The organism is Alcaligenes faecalis (assembly GCF_041521385.1).
In the GTDB taxonomy this organism is placed as follows: Bacteria; Pseudomonadota; Gammaproteobacteria; order Burkholderiales; family Burkholderiaceae_B; genus Alcaligenes; species Alcaligenes faecalis_E.
Map to the genome: position 1 here is coordinate 1,757,425 of NZ_CP168006.1, position 18,811 is coordinate 1,776,235.

Consider the following 18,811-nt stretch of genomic DNA (forward strand, 5'->3'; position numbering starts at 1 on the left):
GTGCCTGTGCAGTTCATGACCTCCTTGCGCCTGGCGCTGCTCTGCCTATTTGCCTTAAGCAGCACCGCCCAGTCGCAAGATCTGCTGCAAGCCTGGAACCAAGCCCTGGCACGTGAACCGCAATTTGGCGCAGCGCAGGCTGCACAGCAAGCCGATCAAGAACAAGTGCCTCAAAGTCGGGCACCATTGTTGCCACAGATCAGCGCCATCGGCACAGTTGAACGGCAAGAGCGCCGTCAAACCAGCCAGTTATCCAATCAGCACTCCAGCGACCGAGCCGCCTGGACGCTCACGCTGAGCCAAGCGGTTTACAACCGCAATGCCTGGGCCCGTTACGAACGCGCCCAATTACTGGCGCAGGGTGCCGATGTTCAACTGGCACTGGACCGACAAGATTTGATGCTACGCGTCAGCCAACGCTATTTTGATGTGCTGGCAGCACAAGATACGCTATCCACCCTGAAAGCCCAGCAAGCTGCCATTGACGAGCAACTGCGCGCCGCTGACCTGAACTTTCAACTGGGTGGCACCACGATTACCGATGCCTACGAAGCCAAGTCGCGCCTGGACCTAACTCGAGCCAGCGTCTTGCAGGCTGAAAATACCCTGCAGGTGGCCCAGGACAAGCTGGCTGCACTGACGCTGGAGCGGTATGACACTCTGGCTCGCCTGCGGGAGCCTTTACGTCTACCCGCCCCACAGCCTGCGAATCTGCAAGACTGGCTGGATCAGTCCAGCCAATCTGGTTTACGCGTGGTGCTGGCCGATATCAAGGCCCGCGCCGCCCAGGAGCAACTGAAAAGCACCCAGGCCCTGCACGAGCCAACCCTGGCCCTGAAAGCCCAAACCGGCAGCGGTAGCGACCAGACTTTGTTTGGCCAGGCGGGCGGTGGCCCACGTTCGCTGAACAGCGCGTTGGGTCTGGAACTAAGCATCCCGATTTTCCGTGGCGGCGAAACCAGCTCGCAAGTTCGTGAACAAAGCTCGCGCCTGCAACAAGCCCGCTACGATCATCAATTCGCCATTCAGCAATCCATCCAGCAGACGCGTCAGTACTTCTCTGGCGTCACCACGGGTCTGGACCGTGTGCAAGCCCTGGAAGCAGCCACCAAGTCCAGCCAGGATGCTCTGGAGGCCAACAAGCTGGCCTACGAAGTCGGTGTGCGTGTCAATATCGACGTGCTCAATGCCCAGCAGCAGCTTTACGAAGCACAACGCAGCTTGGCTCAGGCCCGTTATGAGGTTCTGATGAACAGCCTGCGCTTGAAAGCAGCCAGCGGCACACTGAGCGAAAACGACCTGCGTGCTGTCAACGATCTGCTTGAACCGGCATCCTGAAGCCTGCGCTGGCAAAAAACACAGACCAGGCGCCGCAATCTGACCTTTAAAGCGAGACCTCTCCAGCCAGCTTTAATATCTCCCAAATACGCTCAATATCTGCCTCTAAGACAGACACGCCAAGCAAACAAGATCACGTACAAGGACCACATCAAACCTTGTTCAGCCACTGACAGTGGCAGTAGCAACCCGGTCTGGCTTTAATCCCATTACCGTGCAGACCTCAAACACCAGACGATCCTGGGTGTCAGCCCCCCCCCAAATTCCCTTCAAAAAAAACCCCGGACCAAGCCGGGATTCATCACATCAATCTGTACTTCGCTTTTTAGTCGCGCAGCTTCTGGACCAGTGCTGTCGTGGAACGCTGGAACTCAAAAGGAATGGCGACCGCATCGCCCCCCCAGCTACGCACCAAAGCCGTTTCGGGCAAGGCTTCCATATCGTAGTCGCCGCCCTTGACGATCAGGTCTGGACGCAGTGCCGCGATCAAGGCTTCGGGTGTGTCTTCGTCAAACAAGACCACCGCATCCACACAAGCCAGCGCAGCCAGCAAAGCGGCACGATCCTGTTCAGGGTTGATGGGGCGTTCCGGCCCCTTGTTCAGACGTCGCACCGAGGCATCAGTATTCACACCCACAATCAGCGAAGCGCCTAACTGAGCCGCCTCGTCCAGATAGCTGACATGCCCACGGTGCAAGATATCAAATACACCGTTGGTAAAGACCAGCGGGCGCGCCACGCGCCCCTGCTGCACCGCTTCACGCAAGGCATCCAGGCCCAATACCTTGGCCTCGAAACGTGCGCTCATATCAAGCCTGCACCAGCGTCGAATCAGAACCGACCTGACGGGCCAGATCCTTGCGGTAGCGGTTCAATTCCTGCACGGTTTCAAAGGAGCTGCCCATCAGCAGCGACATATTGTGCAAGATGCGCGAGCTGACCTTGTGCTCCCATTCCTTGTCGAAGCAAATCTGCGTATCCAGCCAGTTTTCCAGCCAGCCGGGCGATGGCAGCTTGGACTGCACCGTATCATCCGGGAACATGGCTTTGTTCACGTGCAAGTTGGTGGGGTGCAAGGCCTGAGCGGTACGATGCGCCGAGGCCATCAGAACACCGATCTTGGAGAAAGCCAAACGGGCTTGCAGGCCAAATTCCTGACCCTTGTGCACCAGAGCACGCTTCATGTAGCGCAGGTAAGCACCGGCGTGACGGGCCTCGTCCTGAGCCACGATCTTATAGATGGCCTTGATCACAGGCTCGGTGTGCCAGTCAGCAGCGCGGCGGTACCAGTGGTTCAGACGCACTTCGCCGCAAAAGTGCAGCATCAGCGTTTCCATGGCGGGGGCCGGATCAAAGTCAAAGCGCACTTTATGCAGCTCTTCTTCGGTAGGCATCAGTTCGGGGCGGAAGCGGCGCAGGTATTCGATCAGAACCAACGAGTGCTTTTGCTCTTCAAAGAACCACACGGACATAAAGGCGCAAAAGTCGCTGTCATCTTTATTGTCACGCAGGAACATTTCGGTAGCCGGCAAGGCGGCCCACTCGGTAATGGCGTTCATTTTGATGGTGTAGGCTTGCTCGTCTGTGAGCTTGCTGCCATCAAAGTCATCCCACGGTATGTCATGCGCAAAATTCCAGCGCACCGCTTCCATGGATTTAAATAAGTCATGGTAAAGCATAACGATTCCTAAAAAGAATCAAGCGGTTCCTTGAGGGCGGCCATTTACCGTCCGGAAGGCGCCGGAAAGCACCAGCTTAACAACTCGCTGGCGGACCTGCGTCTATCGTAGAACCTGCAGTTATCAGAAATATGTCAGCCACAAAAAAACTGACGCGTTGCGGAGAGATCACACTTATCGCCCCACCAAAGCCCAGATGGCCACCCCGACCGCAAGCGCCAATACCGCGCACAAGGCCGTCAGCAATCGGTTGGTCTGCTGCTGCGACTGGCGCAACAGCTTAAGTTCCTGGTTCAACGCCTGCCCTGTCTCCGGTCTATTCAAGCTGGAATAAACCAGACGCGGAAGCTGCGGCATGATCTGGGCCCACTGCCCGGCTTCCTGTTTCAAACGCGAGTAAAAGCCCGATGGACCAATACGCTGGTACATCCACTTTTCCAGATACGGTTTGGCGGTATCCCACAGATCCAGTTCCGGATCCAGGTCCCGCCCCATCCCTTCCACATTCAGAAGGGTTTTCTGCAGCAGCACCAACTGCGGCTGAATTTCCACATTGAACCGGCGCGAAGTCTGAAACAGGCGCAAAAGCACTTGCCCCAGGGAGATCTCGGACAAGGGCCGGTCAAAATACGGTTCACATACCGCGCGTACCGAGCCTTCCAGCTCCTCTTCGCGGGTTTCAGGTGGCACCCAGCCAGACTCGATATGCAATTGAGCCACACGGCGGTAATCTCGCCGGAAAAAAGCCAGGAAGTTTTGCGCCAGGTAATTCTTGTCGAACTCGGACAGCGACCCCACAATGCCAAAGTCCAGAGCAATATAGCGCCCCAGCGTTTCAGGGGCGTCCGAGACGTAAATATTGCCGGGGTGCATATCGGCATGGAAAAAGCCGTCGGTAAACACCTGGGTGAAAAAAATCTCCACCCCTTTGCGGGCCAGATCCTTCAAGTCCACATTGGCCGCACGCAAGCGGTCAATCTGGTTGACCGGGATGCCCTTCATACGGTCCATGGTGAACACGGTCGAGGCGCAATAATCCCAATGCACTTCGGGCACGATCAGCAACTCAGTCCGCTCTACATCTTTGGTGAAATTGCGGCGCAACTGGCTGCAATTGGAGGCTTCGCGGATCAGATCCAGCTCGTCATTCAAGTACTTGTCGAACTCGGCGACTACCTCGCGCGGTTTCAGGCGACGGGCATCAGGACCCAGGCGTTCCATAAACCCGGCCAGCACACGCATCAAACGCAGGTCTTTATGGATAACCTCGCGCATGCCAGGGCGTAATACCTTCACGGCTACTTCGCGGCCATTATGCAGCTCGGCAAAGTGGACCTGGGCAATCGACGCCGAGGCGATAGGCTCACGATCAAACGTCTTGAACAACTCGTAAGGCGACGCACCCAAGGCCTTCAGAATCGTGGCCTCGGCCACCTCGGAAGGAAATGGAGGCACACGATCTTGCAACAAAGCCAGTTGCTCGGCAATATCCAGCGGAATCAGATCCCGGCGGGTAGAGAGCACCTGACCGAACTTGACGAAGATAGGCCCCAGACTTTCCAGGGCCAAACGCAAACGCACACCACGCGGCAGCTTGGGCTTGCGGCCCAGGCGCACAATACGCAACAGGCGGGAAGCCCAGGGATGGCGGATGCTCGATAGCACCAGTTCGTCCAGGCGATAACGGAATACAACCAGCAAAATGGTCAGCAAACGGCACAAGGAGAACATGCTCAGGACTCCCGCCGACGCGTATCAAGACGATTCAAACGCTGGTCCAATTTGTCCAGGCGCTGAGCCAACACAGCGGATTGTTCACGCAGCCGATCAAGTTCGGGACGCGTCACCAGCAAGGCACTTTCTTCAGTCAAGTATTCGCTGGCATTGCCTGCCAGACGCTGGCCCAGATCCCGCAAGCCGGAAAAGGCTCGGCGTGCGCCACTCAACAAGCGCACCGCCATGACATCACCGACGATTTGAGCCAGATCGTGCTCGGCATCCCAGCGTAGATTGGCGGCCAGATCCGACACCAGATTGGCCAGGCCAGCTTCACCTTGTACATGCATTAACTGCGTGACTCGGCTGAAATCGCCGTCTTGCAGAATTTGAGGTAATTCGGGCAGCTTGTCCTGGGGCAGTGTCAGCGTGACGTCCGGCACCACGGCAGGATGGCCTTGCTCCAGTTTTCCCTGGGAACTGATGGTGTAGACCAGTTGCAAACGGCCCACAATCAGCGAGACGGTTTTACCTGCATAGCTACGCAAACGCTCACGCGCCCAATCCTCACGATCAAGCAAGGCATTGAGCAAACGCACGCCCACGGCGCCAGGTTCTAGGAATGAAGGGATACCAAGCATGTCCATGCAAGTCTACTGCCGGGGCAAGTAAACCAGTCCAATTAAAACAGCCAGTTTAACCCGACACAGACACGGCCGGATGCACAGGGCGACAGGAACACGGGCAGATGGAATCACAGAGAAACGGGAGCACTCATAACAGAACAGCCGCCTGGATTAGAAGGCGGCTGTTTGTATCGATAAAGATCAAGCGTTGGGGTCAACCGGGATCTGCTGAATACCTGCCAGCAGCCAGCCTGCACCGTCGGCCTTGAACAGATTCCAGACTTCTTCAAAGCGGAAGGCTTCTGCACCCGCTTCCTCACGCAACATACCGGAGTAGCGCACGCTGGCCAGGTGGCCGTCGGCCACTTTCTCGATACCCAGCAATTCGGCATTGAGCAGGACCACTTCAGTCACGTTCTCGCCTTGGCGCTGGGCAATTTGAGGAGCGGCTTCCTTGAGCAGATCGTCGGTCAGGAAGGTACGCAGTTGTTCCACATCACCCTTGTCCCACAGCTTCTGGATTTCCACGAACTGAGTCTTGGCATTGGCCAGGAAAGTAGGTGTGTCGAAATCACCAGGGATGAACCAGCTCTCGTCGACTGGAGGCGCTGGAACAGCGGCAGCAGCAGCGGGCTGAGCAGCAGCAGCGGCTGCCGGTGTAGGAGCGGGCGCAGCCTGTGGTTGTTGCCATGGGCTAGGTGCCGGATCGGCATTGCGCATCATGGACTGACCACCGGCCTGTTGCATGGCAGGGCGAGCCGCCGAACCACGGAAACGACGCACAATGAACAGAACAGCGAAGATGACCAGACCAATCAACAAGAGGCTGGACATCATTTCCAGGAAAGCACCGCCCAGACCCATGCTGGACAACAAGGCAGCAATACCCAAACCAGCAGCGATACCGGCGATCGGACCCAGGAAGCGGGACATGCCCGACTTGGCAGCCGTGCTTGCTGCGGCCGTACCGGCAGCAGCAGCGCCAGCGGCTGGAGCAGCCGAACGAGTGGCGTTATTTGCAGCAGCAGGAGGAGTCACTGCCGAGCGATTGCTGGTGATGTTGGAGGATTGGCGGCCAAAGCTGGAGCCACCACCCATGCGACGTGCTTCCGCATCATACGAAACGGTCAACAAAGCGCCGGTGCTAAAGGCCAGTACAGCAGCCATGAAGTAACGAGAAAGCCGTCCAGACATAGTCACAAACTCCTGACCAGAACAAGCGTTTAAGACACAGGGCTTTAAAGCCCGCGACCATGCCATCCCAGTCGAATATTCAAGAAAACTTACGATAAGCTGAACATTAACATGACAAGTTCCCATGCACCATATTTTTTTTACCGTGAATGACAAGCAAAAAACGAACGGCACCCAAAGGTGCCGCTACATATAGAGAGAGGGAAGAGAGGCCAGGCATCAATCCAGACGGATGCCTTCATGCAGCGCAGCAACACCGGCTGTCAGATTGAAATACTGCACGCGCTCCAGGCCCACTTCGCGCATCATGTCGGCCAAGGTGTTCTGATCAGGATGCATACGAATGGATTCAGCCAGATAACGGTAGCTTTCCTCGTCCTTGGCAACGAACTTGCCAATGCGAGGCAGGATGTTGAAGGAATACCAGTCATACGGGGCCTGCAAAGGCTTGGCCACACGGGAAAATTCCAGCACCAGTAGTTTGCCGCCTGGACGCAACACCCGCTTCATTTCAGCCAGTGCACGATCCTTATGCGTCATATTGCGCAGCCCAAAGGCCACCGAGACGCGATCAAAATAGCCATCCGGGAAAGGCAGGTGCTCGGCATCACAGACCGCAACCGGTGTGATGAGGCCCTTGTCTTGCAAACGATCACGTCCCACACGCAGCATGGAGCTATTGATATCGGTATGCCAAACCTCGCCGTCTGCACCAGCCTGACGTGCAAAGGTTTTGGTCAAATCGCCCGTTCCTGCCGCAATATCCAGCACTTTCATGCCAGGGCGTACCGCCGCTCGACCGATGGTGAAGGCTTTCCAGATACGATGCAGACCACCCGACATCAGATCATTCATGATGTCGTAATTGTTAGCTACCGAATGAAAAACCTGGGCGACTTTGCCTGCTTTTTCGCTTTCAGCGACGGTTTGAAAGCCAAAATGCGTATCGGTGTGCTGGGCACTAGGGTGTTGAGGACGCTGTTTTTCCATAATGGCATAATCGTAACGCAGATTTCCCGGTACAGAAACGAAAATCCAGCTCGCTGAGCGCCGCCCTTTTTGACACATTCACAAACCTGAAACATTAACGCCATATGATGGCGCTATTACGTGCAGTCAGGGATTGAAGCGCCCCTGTGTTTCTCTTGAGCCACCGTACTACCTGTCACTCAAGTGCAATACAAACAGCCAGCCTGACCTCTTTTATTTTTTATCGGACCAGCCTGAAGCTAACAATGAGTACAAGCATATTAGTCGTGGAAGATGAGCCTGCAATCCAGGAACTGATCTCCGTCAATCTGTCCTTTGCCGGCCATAAAGTGCTGCGCGCCTTCGATGCCGAACAAGCCCAGATCCTCATTCGCGCCGAACTGCCTGATTTGATTCTGGTGGACTGGATGCTACCCGGCTCCTCGGGCATCAACCTGGCCCGCAAACTGCGCTCGGACGAACGTACCCGACACATCCCGGTCATCATGCTGACAGCAAAAGGCTCGGAGCAAGACAAGGTCGATGGCCTGGAAGCCGGTGCGGACGACTACATCACCAAGCCCTTCTCGCCCAAAGAGCTGATTGCCCGCATCAAGGCCGTGTTGCGCCGCCGCGCGCCTCAACTGACGGATGACGTAATCTCCATTGGCAACCTGCAACTGGACCCCAGCACACACCGCTTGTCCAGCCAGGGCATGGCACTGACCATTGGGCCCACCGAATTTCGCCTGCTGCATTTCTTCATGACCCACACCGAGCGTGTCTTCACCCGCTCCCAACTTCTGGATCAAGTCTGGGGCGATCACGTATTTGTGGAAGAGCGCACGGTAGACGTCCATATTCGTCGCTTGCGCAAGGCGCTGGAGCCTAGCGGACACGACAAACATATTGAAACGATTCGTGGCTCAGGCTATCGTTTTGCCCTTTCCCCACTGGAAAAGGCTCCCAACGCCTGATCCCATGTTCAGCATATTTACGTCTATTGTTATCTGGGCCCTGCTAGGCAGCCTGATCGGCTGGTGGCTCGGGCCATTCGTCGGCCTGGCCTTGTTTTGCGGTGGCCTGTTGATGCTGGTTTTCATCAGCACCTTGCAGTTGTCCCGCGTTGAGCGTTGGACCCGTAACCTGAGTGATCCCCCACCGCCCGCCATTGGCCCCTGGGACGCCATTCTGGCTCCCATCTATCGCCAATTACGCCGTGATCGACAGGAAATTCAGGATCTGAATCGCTACGTGGATGGCATCATGATGGCCGCCGAGGCCCTGCCCGACGGTGCCATTACCCTTAACGGGGAAATGGAGCTGCAATGGTGCAACCAAACCGCCTGTGAGCACATCGGCCTGAATCTGGCTACAGACCGTCATCACAGCATCTTCAACATCCTGCGCGAACCCCAGTTCTCCCGTTATGCCCGCCAACCTCAGTGGGACGGCCCATTGCTGCTGCACCTGAGCAAAGACGGACGCGAACGCTCCTTGCTACTGCAGTTAACACCCTATGGTCTGGGCCAGTTCCTGATTGTGACCCGCGATGTCACCCAGGTTGAAATGCTGGAGACCACCCGCAAAGACTTTGTGGCCAATGTCTCCCATGAACTGCGTACCCCCTTGACGGTATTGCTGGGGTTTCTGGAAACCCTGCAGGACATGCCAGCCGAGAGCCTGCCATTGGAGCAGCGCCAGCGTTACGAACAAATGATGCTGGAGCAGACCCGTCACATGCAGTCGATTGTGTCCGACTTATTGACCCTATCGACCCTGGAATCCTCACCCACGGTGGAAGGGGAAACGGTGCAGCTCAGCCAATTGATTGAAAGCGCGCTGAAACAAGGCGAGGCCATCTCCGGCGGACAACACAGTTTTGTCACGGACATTGATCCACGTATTGCCATTCAGGGTATGGAAACTGAACTAAGCTCGGCCGTCTCCAACCTGATTACCAATGCGGTGCGCTATACCCCCAAGGACGGCACCATCACCGTACGCTGGTATCTGAATGACAATGGCGAAGCCTGTTATTCCGTTCAGGACACCGGCATCGGTATCGCCGCCCAGGATATTCCCCGCCTGACCGAACGTTTTTACCGTGTGGACAAGGGCCGCTCCCGCTCCACGGGTGGCACCGGCCTGGGCCTGGCCATTACCAAACACATCATCGTGCGACATAACGCCGAGCTGCAAATTCAAAGCCGTCTGGGCGTGGGCAGCGTGTTTATGTTGCGTTTCCCCAAGAGTCGGGTTCGACTGCAGGACAGCTAGAACATGTGGGGCCATATTGGTCCTACAATAAACGGCTCTGAAGACCACATTGGCGGATTCATGCCGCACAGGAGCCAAGCATGTCCAATACCCATGAGCTGCGCCCTTTCCACCTTGCTTTTCCGGTCCATGATCTGGCCGTTGCACGCCAGTTCTACGGACAGACACTGGGCTGTCCCGAAGGCCGATCCTCTGACCAATGGATTGATTTCAACTTCTACGGCCACCAGATTGTGGCTCATCTGGCTCCTTCAGAATGCGGCAGCAATGCCACCAGTGCCGTCGATGCTCACAACGTGCCCGTGCGCCACTTTGGCGTCGTGCTGGACATGCCCACCTGGCAAACCCTGGCTGACAAGCTGATTGCCGCTGGCACCCAGTTCGTGATCGAACCCTATATCCGCTTCAAGGGCGAGCCCGGCGAGCAGGCCACCATGTTCTTCATGGACCCGTCAGGCAACGCCCTGGAATTCAAAGCATTCAACAACCTGGATTCCCTTTTCGCCAAATAAAGATGCATAAAACCTGGCTACTTACCGAGCAAGGCGACCGCTGTCTGCTCGTGCAGTTCAGTGGATCGCTTTCTTTGGAGACCGGTTTACGCTGTACCCGCGCCGCACGCTTGCTGCGCGATCATGCGCCACCCTGTGTCCGTGATCTGGTCCCCAGCTTTACCGCGGTTGCGATCCACTTTTATCCAGATGGCAGCAGCGACCAGCTTGCCCGTTTGCAGGACTATGTTCACCAGGCACTGGCCGAGCTGGACACCAGCCAGGATCAGATCGCTACCGGCACCCTGGTGGATATTCCCGTTTGCTATGGCGGCCCTTTCGGACCCGATCTGCCCGCCATTGCCGAGCAGTTGGGACTAAGCCAGGACCAAGTCATTGAACTGCATAGCAGCCAGGTACAACTGGTATTCATGGTGGGCTTTGCCCCCGGTGCTCCCTATGTGGGCATCTTGCCCGAGCCGTTGAATGTGCCACGTCGCGCCACCCCGCGCACTGTGCTGCCCAAAGGCTCGGTGGCCATTGCCAACCAGCAAACCATTATTTACCCCAACGAATCTCCCGGCGGCTGGCATCTGATAGGCCGCTCGCCCGTTAATTTGTTCGATGCCCGGCGCTCGCCCGCCGCCCTGCTCGCCCCCGGCGACCAAGTACGCTTTGTGCCTCTGCCCCACGAGCAGTTTGATCACTGGACACCTGCATGACGGTACATATCCTCAAACCCGGCATGATGAGCAGCCTGCAAGACCGAGGCCGTTATGGACACCAACACCTGGGAGTCTCGCCCAGCGGTGCCATGGATGAACGCGCCCACCGACTGGCCCATTTTCTGGCAGGTAATACCGCCGAGCAGGATCTGGCCAGCCTGGAAATTACCGTCCAGGGCCCAAGCCTGCGTTTTGACGCACCTGCCCTGTTTGCCCTGACCGGCGCGGATATGAATGCCAGCCTGGACGGCCAGCCCGTGGCAGTCCTGCGCCCTACCCTGGCACGTGCCGGGCAGACCCTGACAATGCAGTCCGCCAAACCCGGCCAAGGAGCACGTAGCTACCTGTCTGTTTACGGCGGTTTTCAGGTTGAGTCCTTGCTGGGTAGTCAAAGCACTCATATGCGCGTTGGCCTGGGTGGTTTTAAAGGCCGCGCCTTGAAAAAAGGTGACCAGATTCAACTGGCCCAAGCCCTGCCCAATCAGGAGGATGCGCTGAACAAGCTGCAAGCCCTGCTGGATGAGCTACGGATTTATATGCCGGCAGCCCTGGCCCTGGCGCCACGGGACCGCCTGCGCATCATGCTGGATCAAGCCGACTTGTTTACTGACGAATCACTAGAACTGTTCCAAAGCCAAAGCTACCGCATCAGCCCAGCGTCGGAACGCATGGGCTATCGCCTGGAAGGTCAACCCTTGCAGCGCAAGACGCCAAAAGAACTGCTGTCCGCGCCCACCTGCTTTGGAACGATTCAAGTTCCGAACGACGGCCAACCCATTGTTCTCATGGCAGATCGACAAACCACCGGGGGTTATCCGCGTATCGGACAAGTCGCCAGCGTGGATCTGGCTCAAGTGGCACAACGCCTGCCAGGTCAGAGTCTGGGCTTTGAAGTGGTGACGGTAGAACAGGCCCATGCGCTGTCTGCCCGTCAGGAACAGGCTTTTACGCGTCTGAATGACGGCCTGGAGCCTTTGCGACAGGCTTTGAAACAGTGTGTGGCGTAGAAGTCTATTAAGACAGCACCAGTACAGGCAGAACGGCTGACGCTGTCTCGCATTCGTATGCCCTAACTGGCCCATCCGATCGCAAGAAGATAAGACAGCTTGCCCCCCCCTGACAAGCCCAGGAGCAAACACCCACTACTCTTTGCTCCCAAGTTCAATACGGCTCCAACGACAGCCACCACATTCACGCACCTATAAAAAACACCTCGCTTGGGAAGGCGAGGTGTTTTCATTTTGTCTGGTGCAAGACAGCGACTGCCTTGCGCCCTGCACAGACTTACAGGAACAGCTTGTACGCCGGGTTATCTGTTTCGTCCCAATGCGGATAGCCCAGATTACCCAGGAAAGCCTTGAACTCTTTTTTGTCCGACGGTGGCACCTGGATACCGATCAGGATACGGCCATAGTCATCGCCCTGATTACGGTAGTGGAACAAGCTGATATTCCAGTCCTGGTTCATGCTGGACAAAAATTTACGCAAGGCACCAGGGCGCTCTGGAAACTCGAAACGCAACAGAACTTCGTTCGTAGCCTGACTGGACACGCCCCCCACCATATGACGCACATGGGTTTTGGCCAGCTCGTTGCCAGTCAGATTCAGGGTGCCAAACCCTTTCTTGACGAAACGCTCTTCCAGCTTTTCGATCTCCGCTTCGGAGGAAATCGACATACCCACAAAGACATGTGCCTTTTCAAGGTTGGACATGCGGTAGTTGAACTCCGTCACCGAGCGAGTACCCAGGGCATCGCACAGGCGGCGGAAGCTGCCTTTGGCCTCGGGGATCGTCAAGGCAAACAAAGCTTCACGAGCCTGCCCCACATCCGCACGGTCTGCCACCATGCGCATACGGTCAAAGTTCATGTTCGCACCGGACGTCACCGCAATCAGAGTCTTGTTCTTGAGCTTGTTTTGAGCAGCGTAGCGCTTGGCACCGGCCAAAGCCAGGGCACCAGCCGGTTCCAGCACGCTACGCGAGTCCTGGAACACATCTTTGATAGCCGCACAAATCGCATCCGTATCCACGATGACAAAGTCATCCACGTACTGACGCACCAGACGAAAGGTTTCCGACCCCACTTGCTTGACCGCCGTGCCATCGGAGAACAAACCCACGTCCGACAAATTTACGCGTCGGCCCGCCTTGATACTACGCACCATGGCACAGGAGTCTTCGGTCTGCACGCCAATCACTTTGATTTCGGGGCGCAAGGCCTTGATATATGTTGCGACACCCGCTGCCAACCCACCCCCGCCAATCGCTACAAATACCGCTTCAATCGGACCGGGATGCTGTTGCAAGATTTCCATGGCCACTGTGCCCTGCCCGGCGATCACATCAGGATCGTCAAAGGGATGAACAAAGGTCAGACCTTCGCTCTTTTGCAGTTCCACAGCATGCTGGTAGGAGTCCGAATAGCTCTCGCCCGCCAGGACCACTTCACCGCCCAGATTGCGCACGCCATCAATCTTCACTTGCGGGGTGGTAGTTGGCATCACGATAACGGCACGGCAGCCCAGCTTGCGCGCGGCCATGGCCACGCCCTGAGCGTGGTTGCCCGCCGAAGCCGCCAGTACACCCCGTTTTAATTCTGCGGCCGACAAATTGGCCATTTTGTTATAGGCACCGCGCAGCTTGAAGCTAAAAACAGGCTGATAATCTTCGCGCTTGAGCAGCACCGTGTTACTAATTCGTGCCGATACCTGGGGAGCGGGTTCAAGTGGTGTTTCGATGGCGACATCGTACACTTTCGAGGTCAGAATTCGCTTTAGGTAATCGTTCGACATTTCTCAGGCTTCAATTAACAGCCGGTTTGCCACCAAGGCCAGTCGCAGGCCCCTGCCTGAGACTGCTCACCGGGAAAGAAAAACAGAATACCATAGGCGGATGCCCTAACTGGCGTCCATTGCTCTCTTCAAACACCCATCCACATTACTTATGCAAGCCTGGATCTCTGATCTTATTTCGTGGCTCTTGACCACCCTGTCGCTGCCCGAAATCGGTTTAAGTGCCATTTTCATCGTCAGTCTGGTCTCGGCCACTCTCCTTCCTCTTGGTTCGGAACCTGCGGTATTCGCGTATATCAACCTGGCCCCGGATATGTTTTGGCCAGCGGTACTGGTCGCCACGGTGGGCAATACAACAGGTGGGGCAATCAGCTATGCCACTGGCCTGGCTGCCGAGAAAGCCTACGAAGCCTGGCGCGAAAAGCACCCACAGCATCCAGAAGCGGGGACGACACCCCAAAACAAGGCCGCCGGTCGCTGGCATGAGCTGGGGCAACGCTGGCTGACCCGCATGGGCCCACCCGCCCTGCTCTTGTCCTGGTTGCCAGTAGTGGGCGACCCCCTGTGCGCCGTAGCGGGTTGGCTGCGCCTGCCGTTTTGGCCCAGCCTGTTTTACATGGCAGTAGGCAAACTGGCGCGCTACATCACCATGACCGCCGGTCTGCTATGGATTTTCCCCAAATTGGGTTGGTAATTTGCTGCAAACTGGCTGCAAACGACCGCTTATCCCTGATTTGCCCATGTAGTAAGGGGGCAGCGTGGCTACGATTCGTATACACTTGTCTTTTGCCTATCTGCTCCTCGCTGAGCCGCCCTTGACGGGCCTTGCCAACTATCGCCATGAACGCCCCCATTGCAAGCAAGCACCTGGCTGCCCAGGCACGCAACACCGACACGCCGCGCCTGCGTGAGATCCCCTACAACTACACCTCCTACTCGGACCGGGAAATTATCCTGCGACTGCTCGGTGAGGAAGCTTGGGAAAAGCTGTCCGAGCTACGCTCCGAACGCCGCACCGGCCGCTCCGCACGCATGCTGTTTGAAGTGCTGGGTGACATCTGGGTCGTCAAACGCAACCCTTATTTGCAGGACGACCTGCTGGACAACCCCAAACGTCAGCATCAACTGATCGAAGCCTTGAACCATCGTTTGAACGAAATCGACCAGCGCCGCGACAGCGCCGTGCCCGATCGCGATGCCAAGGTTTTGCGTCTGCTGCACGCTGCCCGTGGCGCTGTGGCCGCATTCGAACAAGAATTTACCGATACCCGCGAACTACGCCAGAAAATCGTACGCTCCCTGTCGCGCCTGACCGCCAAGGACAACATCAAGTTTGATGGCCTGTCACGCGTCTCGCATGTCACCGATGCCACCGACTGGCGTGTGGAATATCCCTTTGTCGTGCTCACCCCTGACCACGAAAACGAGATGGCCGCGCTGGTCCGTGCCTGTATCGAATTGAAGCTGACCATCATCCCACGTGGGGGTGGTACGGGTTACACCGGCGGCGCGATTCCGCTTAGCTGGCGCTCGGTGGTGATCAACACTGAAAAGCTCGATGCCATTGGCAAGCCTGAACAAACCACACTGCCCGGCATGGACGAGCCCGTCACCACCATCCTGACCGGCGCTGGCGTGGTAACACGCCGTGTGGCCGATGCCGCCGACGCTGCCGGTGCCGTGTTTGCAGTAGACCCCACCTCGGCGGACGCCTCCTGTGTGGGCGGCAATATCGCCATGAACGCCGGCGGTAAGAAAGCCGTGCTGTGGGGCACCGCGCTGGATAACCTCGCCTGGTGGCGCATGGTCGATGCCCAGGGAAACTGGCTGGAAGTCACCCGTCTTGAACACAATATGGGCAAGATCCACGACGTGGAAATGGCTCACTTTGAAGTCAAATGGTTTGATGGCCGTTACGCTCCCGGTGCCCAACTGCTGCGCAGCGAAACCCTGCATATTGAGGGCCGACGCTTTCGCAAGGAAGGTCTGGGTAAGGACGTTACCGACAAATTCCTGGCTGGCCTGCCCGGCATTCAGAAAGAAGGCTGTGATGGTCTGATCACGCAGGCCCGCTGGGTCTTGCACCGCATGCCTGCGCATACACGCACTGTCTGTATGGAGTTTTTCGGCCAGGCCAAACAGGCCGTGCCCTCCATTGTGGAAGTCATTGACTACCTGAACGGTGAAGGCAAGCGTATCGGCGCAATTCTGGCTGGTCTGGAGCACTTGGACGAACGCTATCTGCGCGCCGTGGGCTATGCCACCAAGAGCAAGCGCGACGGCCTGCCCAAGATGGTCCTGATTGGCGACATCGTGGGCGACGATCCCGATGCCGTGGCAACGGCTGCTTCGGAAGTCGTACGGCTGGCCAATGGCCGCTCCGGCGAAGGGTTTGTAGCCGTCAGCGCCGAAGCCCGCAAGAAGTTCTGGGCCGACCGTGCCCGTACCGCTGCCATTGCCCGTCATACCAACGCCTTCAAGATCAACGAAGACGTGGTGATCCCCCTGCGCCGCATGGGTGAATACACCGAAGAAATCGAACGCATCAATATCGAGCTATCCACGGACAACAAGCTGCGCTTGACGCGTGAACTAGAAGACTTCCTGCAAGGCGATCTTCCCGTGGGCAAGATCGAAGACCACAGCGACGCCGAGCACACTCGCGAAGAGATCCTGGACGAGCGCCGTCATGACGCCCTGCAAATCGTACGTGATGTACGCCAGCGTTGGCAGTGGCTGCAGGACAATCTGGACAAGCCTCTGAAAGACTCGCAGGCTGATCTGGCCGAGATTGGCGTGCCGCTGGACAACGCCGCTATTGACGCCCGTCTGCAAGAAGACCCGAACACCTCGATTTTCCAGCTATTGCAGGATCACACGATTCGCACCTCCTGGAAGAGCGAGATTCGTGAAAACCTGGAACACATTTTCCCAGGTGCCGACTGCGCGGCCGTACTGACTGAACTGCAAGCCATTCATGACCGCGTGCTGAAAAGCCGTGTGTTCGTGGCACTGCACATGCACGCCGGTGACGGGAATGTACACACCAATATCCCCGTGAACTCGGACGACTACGGCATGCTGCAGCAGGCCAACGTCACCGTGGCCCGCATCATGCAAATTGCACGCGGTCTGGACGGCGTGATTTCCGGTGAACACGGCATTGGTTTGACCAAATACGAGTTCCTGACACAAGAAGAGCTGGACCCCTTCCAGAACTACAAGCGCGAAGTAGACCCGAACAACCACTTCAATGCCGGCAAACTGATGCCCGGTGCGGATTTAAGCGGCGCCTGGACTCCCAGCTTCAACCTGCTGGGCCACGAATCGCTGATCATGCAGCGCAGCGAAATCGGCTCCATTTCCCACGCCATCAAGGACTGCTTGCGTTGCGGCAAGTGCAAACCGGTCTGTGCCACCCACGTGCCACGCGCCAACCTGCTGTACTCGCCCCGCAACAAGATTCTGGCCACCTCCCTGCTGATCGAAGCCTTTCTGTACGAAGAGCAAACACGTCGCGGGATCAGCCTGAAACATTGGGAAGAATTTGAAGACGTAGGCGACCACTGCACCCTGTGCCACAAGTGCTACAACCCCTGTCCGGTGGATATCGACTTTGGCGATGTGTCCATGGAAATGCGTTCCTTGTTAAAGCGCATGGGCAAGAAGTCCTTTAATCCAGGCTCGGCAGCGGCCATGTTCTTCCTGAACGCCAAGGATCCACGCGTCATCAAGGCCACTCGAACCGCCATGATCGAAGTGGGTTATAAAGCCCAGCGTGCCGCCCACAATCTGCTGGCGGCTCCCGCCCGCAAACAGGTCAGCGCCCCGCCTGCCACCATTGGCAAGGCACCGATCCGCGAACAGGTCATCCACTTCATCAACCGCAAGATGCCGGGCGGCCTGCCCAAGCAGACGGCCCGTAAATTGCTGGATATCGAGAACTCGGATTACGTACCTATCATCCGTAACCCTGAAGCCACCTCGGTGGACTCAGAGGCCGTGTTCTACTTCCCCGGCTGTGGTTCGGAGCGTTTGTTCTCGCAAGTAGGTCTGGCAACCCAGGCCATGCTCTGGCATGTCGGTGTACAAACGGTTCTGCCTCCTGGCTACCTGTGCTGTGGCTACCCGCAGCGCGGTAGCGGTCAAAGCGACAAGGCCGAGAAGATCATCACCGACAACCGTGTGCTGTTCCACCGCATGGCCACCACCTTGAACTACCTGGACATCAAAACCGTGGTGGTCAGCTGTGGTACCTGTTACGACCAACTGGCAGGCTATGAATTCGACAAGATCTTCCCCGGTTGTCGCCTGATCGACATCCACGAATACCTGCTGGAAAAAGGCTTGAAGCTGGAAGATGTGCAAGGCGTGCGCTACATGTACCACGACCCTTGCCACAGCCCCATGAAGCTTCAAGAGCCCATGAAAACGGTCAAATCCCTGGTGGGCGACAGCACTATCAAGGCAGACCGTTGCTGTGGCGAGTCGGGCACACTGGCCGTATCGCGTCCAGACATCTCCACGCAAATCCGTTTCCGCAAGCACGAAGAACTGCAGAAGAACCAGGACGCTGTCCGTGCTGATGGCTTCCAGGGCGAAGTCAAAGTACTGACTTCCTGTCCGTCCTGCCTGCAAGGTTTGTCCCGTTACGAGGACGAAACCAAGATGGATGCGGACTACATTGTGGTGGAAATGGCCAAGCACATGCTGGGCGAGAACTGGATGGCGGACTATGTACGCCGCGCCAACGACGGTGGTATTGAGCGCGTTCTGGTGTAAACCACACGCTTGCATTCCCCTGAACAGGCCGGCTTTATGTCGGCCTGTTTGATAAGTGGTGTGTGAGTATTTTTTATCGCTGGGCCGATTTCAAGGTAAAAGCGCCCCTCGGGGTGCAGCAAGCCGAAGGCGCAGCATCGGGCTTTTCCCTCGCTGGGCCTATTCTCAAAGGTACTCTTGGGATGGCAGCAAAGCGAAGATGCCATGTTGAGCACTTT

Annotated in this window: 15 protein-coding genes; 8 read left to right on the forward strand and 7 right to left on the reverse strand. The window is 57.0% G+C overall.

Features of this window, described 5'->3' with window-relative positions:
* The first annotated feature begins 15 nt into the window (after positions 1-15).
* Positions 16-1,338 carry a TolC family outer membrane protein gene (locus ACDI13_RS07915; protein ID WP_316989660.1) on the forward strand — a complete coding sequence of 441 codons (1,323 nt, stop codon included), beginning with the start codon at positions 16-18 and terminating at the stop codon, positions 1,336-1,338.
* Between the two features lie 325 nt (positions 1,339-1,663).
* On the opposite strand, the gene rfaE2 is transcribed toward ACDI13_RS07915, so the two are convergent.
* The 6 genes from rfaE2 to ubiE all read right to left on the reverse strand — a co-directional run bounded on the left by rfaE2 (position 1,664) and on the right by ubiE (position 7,543).
* Positions 1,664-2,146 (reverse strand): D-glycero-beta-D-manno-heptose 1-phosphate adenylyltransferase, encoded by a 483-nt coding sequence (rfaE2, locus tag ACDI13_RS07920; RefSeq protein WP_316989659.1) that lies wholly within the window; start codon positions 2,144-2,146, stop codon positions 1,664-1,666.
* 1 nt (position 2,147) lies between these two features.
* Positions 2,148-3,017, reverse strand: coding sequence for a ferritin-like domain-containing protein (locus ACDI13_RS07925; protein ID WP_121739680.1), 870 nt, complete (start codon positions 3,015-3,017; stop codon positions 2,148-2,150).
* Between the two features lie 174 nt (positions 3,018-3,191).
* Positions 3,192-4,748: a ubiquinone biosynthesis regulatory protein kinase UbiB gene (gene ubiB / locus ACDI13_RS07930; RefSeq protein WP_316989658.1), complete on the reverse strand. Its 1,557-nt coding sequence runs from the start codon at positions 4,746-4,748 to the stop codon at positions 3,192-3,194.
* A gap of 2 nt (positions 4,749-4,750) precedes the next feature.
* Positions 4,751-5,374 carry an SCP2 domain-containing protein gene (locus tag ACDI13_RS07935; RefSeq protein ID WP_372372996.1) on the reverse strand — a complete coding sequence of 208 codons (624 nt, stop codon included), beginning with the start codon at positions 5,372-5,374 and terminating at the stop codon, positions 4,751-4,753.
* Positions 5,375-5,560: 186 nt separating this feature from the next.
* Positions 5,561-6,553, reverse strand: coding sequence for a TIM44-like domain-containing protein (locus tag ACDI13_RS07940; RefSeq protein WP_316989656.1), 993 nt, complete (start codon positions 6,551-6,553; stop codon positions 5,561-5,563).
* Positions 6,554-6,772: 219 nt separating this feature from the next.
* A complete protein-coding gene (gene ubiE, locus ACDI13_RS07945) occupies positions 6,773-7,543 on the reverse strand; it encodes a bifunctional demethylmenaquinone methyltransferase/2-methoxy-6-polyprenyl-1,4-benzoquinol methylase UbiE (protein ID WP_316989655.1) in 771 nt (256 codons plus the stop codon).
* Between the two features lie 245 nt (positions 7,544-7,788).
* Between ubiE and phoB the strand changes: the two genes are divergently transcribed.
* The 5 genes from phoB to ACDI13_RS07970 all read left to right on the forward strand — a co-directional run bounded on the left by phoB (position 7,789) and on the right by ACDI13_RS07970 (position 12,025).
* Positions 7,789-8,499 (forward strand): phosphate regulon transcriptional regulator PhoB, encoded by a 711-nt coding sequence (phoB, locus tag ACDI13_RS07950; RefSeq protein WP_316989654.1) that lies wholly within the window; start codon positions 7,789-7,791, stop codon positions 8,497-8,499.
* Between the two features lie 4 nt (positions 8,500-8,503).
* Complete coding sequence (gene phoR, locus ACDI13_RS07955; RefSeq protein ID WP_316989653.1) at positions 8,504-9,802, forward strand: phosphate regulon sensor histidine kinase PhoR; 1,299 nt, start codon at positions 8,504-8,506, stop codon at positions 9,800-9,802.
* 80 nt (positions 9,803-9,882) lie between these two features.
* Positions 9,883-10,314, forward strand: coding sequence for a VOC family protein (locus ACDI13_RS07960; RefSeq protein WP_316989652.1), 432 nt, complete (start codon positions 9,883-9,885; stop codon positions 10,312-10,314).
* Positions 10,315-10,316: 2 nt separating this feature from the next.
* Entirely contained in the window at positions 10,317-11,015 is a 699-nt protein-coding gene (gene pxpB / locus ACDI13_RS07965) for a 5-oxoprolinase subunit PxpB (protein ID WP_316989651.1), read from the forward strand.
* Positions 11,012-12,025 carry a biotin-dependent carboxyltransferase family protein gene (locus tag ACDI13_RS07970; protein WP_316989650.1) on the forward strand — a complete coding sequence of 338 codons (1,014 nt, stop codon included), beginning with the start codon at positions 11,012-11,014 and terminating at the stop codon, positions 12,023-12,025. The genes pxpB and ACDI13_RS07970 overlap by 4 nt, the downstream gene beginning before the upstream one ends.
* 277 nt (positions 12,026-12,302) lie before the next feature.
* Here ACDI13_RS07970 and ilvA read toward each other — a convergent pair whose 3' ends face one another.
* Entirely contained in the window at positions 12,303-13,811 is a 1,509-nt protein-coding gene (gene ilvA / locus ACDI13_RS07975) for a threonine ammonia-lyase, biosynthetic (RefSeq protein ID WP_316989649.1), read from the reverse strand.
* A gap of 151 nt (positions 13,812-13,962) precedes the next feature.
* Between ilvA and ACDI13_RS07980 the strand changes: the two genes are divergently transcribed.
* Both ACDI13_RS07980 and ACDI13_RS07985 read left to right on the forward strand, forming a co-directional pair.
* Complete coding sequence (locus ACDI13_RS07980; protein WP_316989648.1) at positions 13,963-14,505, forward strand: YqaA family protein; 543 nt, start codon at positions 13,963-13,965, stop codon at positions 14,503-14,505.
* Positions 14,506-14,651: 146 nt separating this feature from the next.
* Positions 14,652-18,593, forward strand: coding sequence for an FAD/FMN-binding oxidoreductase (locus ACDI13_RS07985; protein WP_316989647.1), 3,942 nt, complete (start codon positions 14,652-14,654; stop codon positions 18,591-18,593).
* Positions 18,594-18,811: the final 218 nt, after the last annotated feature.

Excerpts from the sequence above, each read along its gene's own strand:
- ACDI13_RS07915 (WP_316989660.1), top strand. The coding sequence starts at position 16 with ATGACCTCCTTGCGCCTGGCGCTGCTCTGCCTATTTGCCTTAAGCAGC.
- rfaE2 (WP_316989659.1), bottom strand. The coding sequence starts at position 2,146 with ATGAGCGCACGTTTCGAGGCCAAGGTATTGGGCCTGGATGCCTTGCGT.
- ACDI13_RS07925 (WP_121739680.1), bottom strand. The coding sequence starts at position 3,017 with ATGCTTTACCATGACTTATTTAAATCCATGGAAGCGGTGCGCTGGAAT.
- ubiB (WP_316989658.1), bottom strand. The coding sequence starts at position 4,748 with ATGTTCTCCTTGTGCCGTTTGCTGACCATTTTGCTGGTTGTATTCCGT.
- ACDI13_RS07935 (WP_372372996.1), bottom strand. The coding sequence starts at position 5,374 with ATGCTTGGTATCCCTTCATTCCTAGAACCTGGCGCCGTGGGCGTGCGT.
- ACDI13_RS07940 (WP_316989656.1), bottom strand. The coding sequence starts at position 6,553 with ATGTCTGGACGGCTTTCTCGTTACTTCATGGCTGCTGTACTGGCCTTT.
- ubiE (WP_316989655.1), bottom strand. The coding sequence starts at position 7,543 with ATGGAAAAACAGCGTCCTCAACACCCTAGTGCCCAGCACACCGATACG.
- phoB (WP_316989654.1), top strand. The coding sequence starts at position 7,789 with ATGAGTACAAGCATATTAGTCGTGGAAGATGAGCCTGCAATCCAGGAA.
- phoR (WP_316989653.1), top strand. The coding sequence starts at position 8,504 with ATGTTCAGCATATTTACGTCTATTGTTATCTGGGCCCTGCTAGGCAGC.
- ACDI13_RS07960 (WP_316989652.1), top strand. The coding sequence starts at position 9,883 with ATGTCCAATACCCATGAGCTGCGCCCTTTCCACCTTGCTTTTCCGGTC.
- pxpB (WP_316989651.1), top strand. The coding sequence starts at position 10,317 with ATGCATAAAACCTGGCTACTTACCGAGCAAGGCGACCGCTGTCTGCTC.
- ACDI13_RS07970 (WP_316989650.1), top strand. The coding sequence starts at position 11,012 with ATGACGGTACATATCCTCAAACCCGGCATGATGAGCAGCCTGCAAGAC.
- ilvA (WP_316989649.1), bottom strand. The coding sequence starts at position 13,811 with ATGTCGAACGATTACCTAAAGCGAATTCTGACCTCGAAAGTGTACGAT.
- ACDI13_RS07980 (WP_316989648.1), top strand. The coding sequence starts at position 13,963 with ATGCAAGCCTGGATCTCTGATCTTATTTCGTGGCTCTTGACCACCCTG.
- ACDI13_RS07985 (WP_316989647.1), top strand. The coding sequence starts at position 14,652 with ATGAACGCCCCCATTGCAAGCAAGCACCTGGCTGCCCAGGCACGCAAC.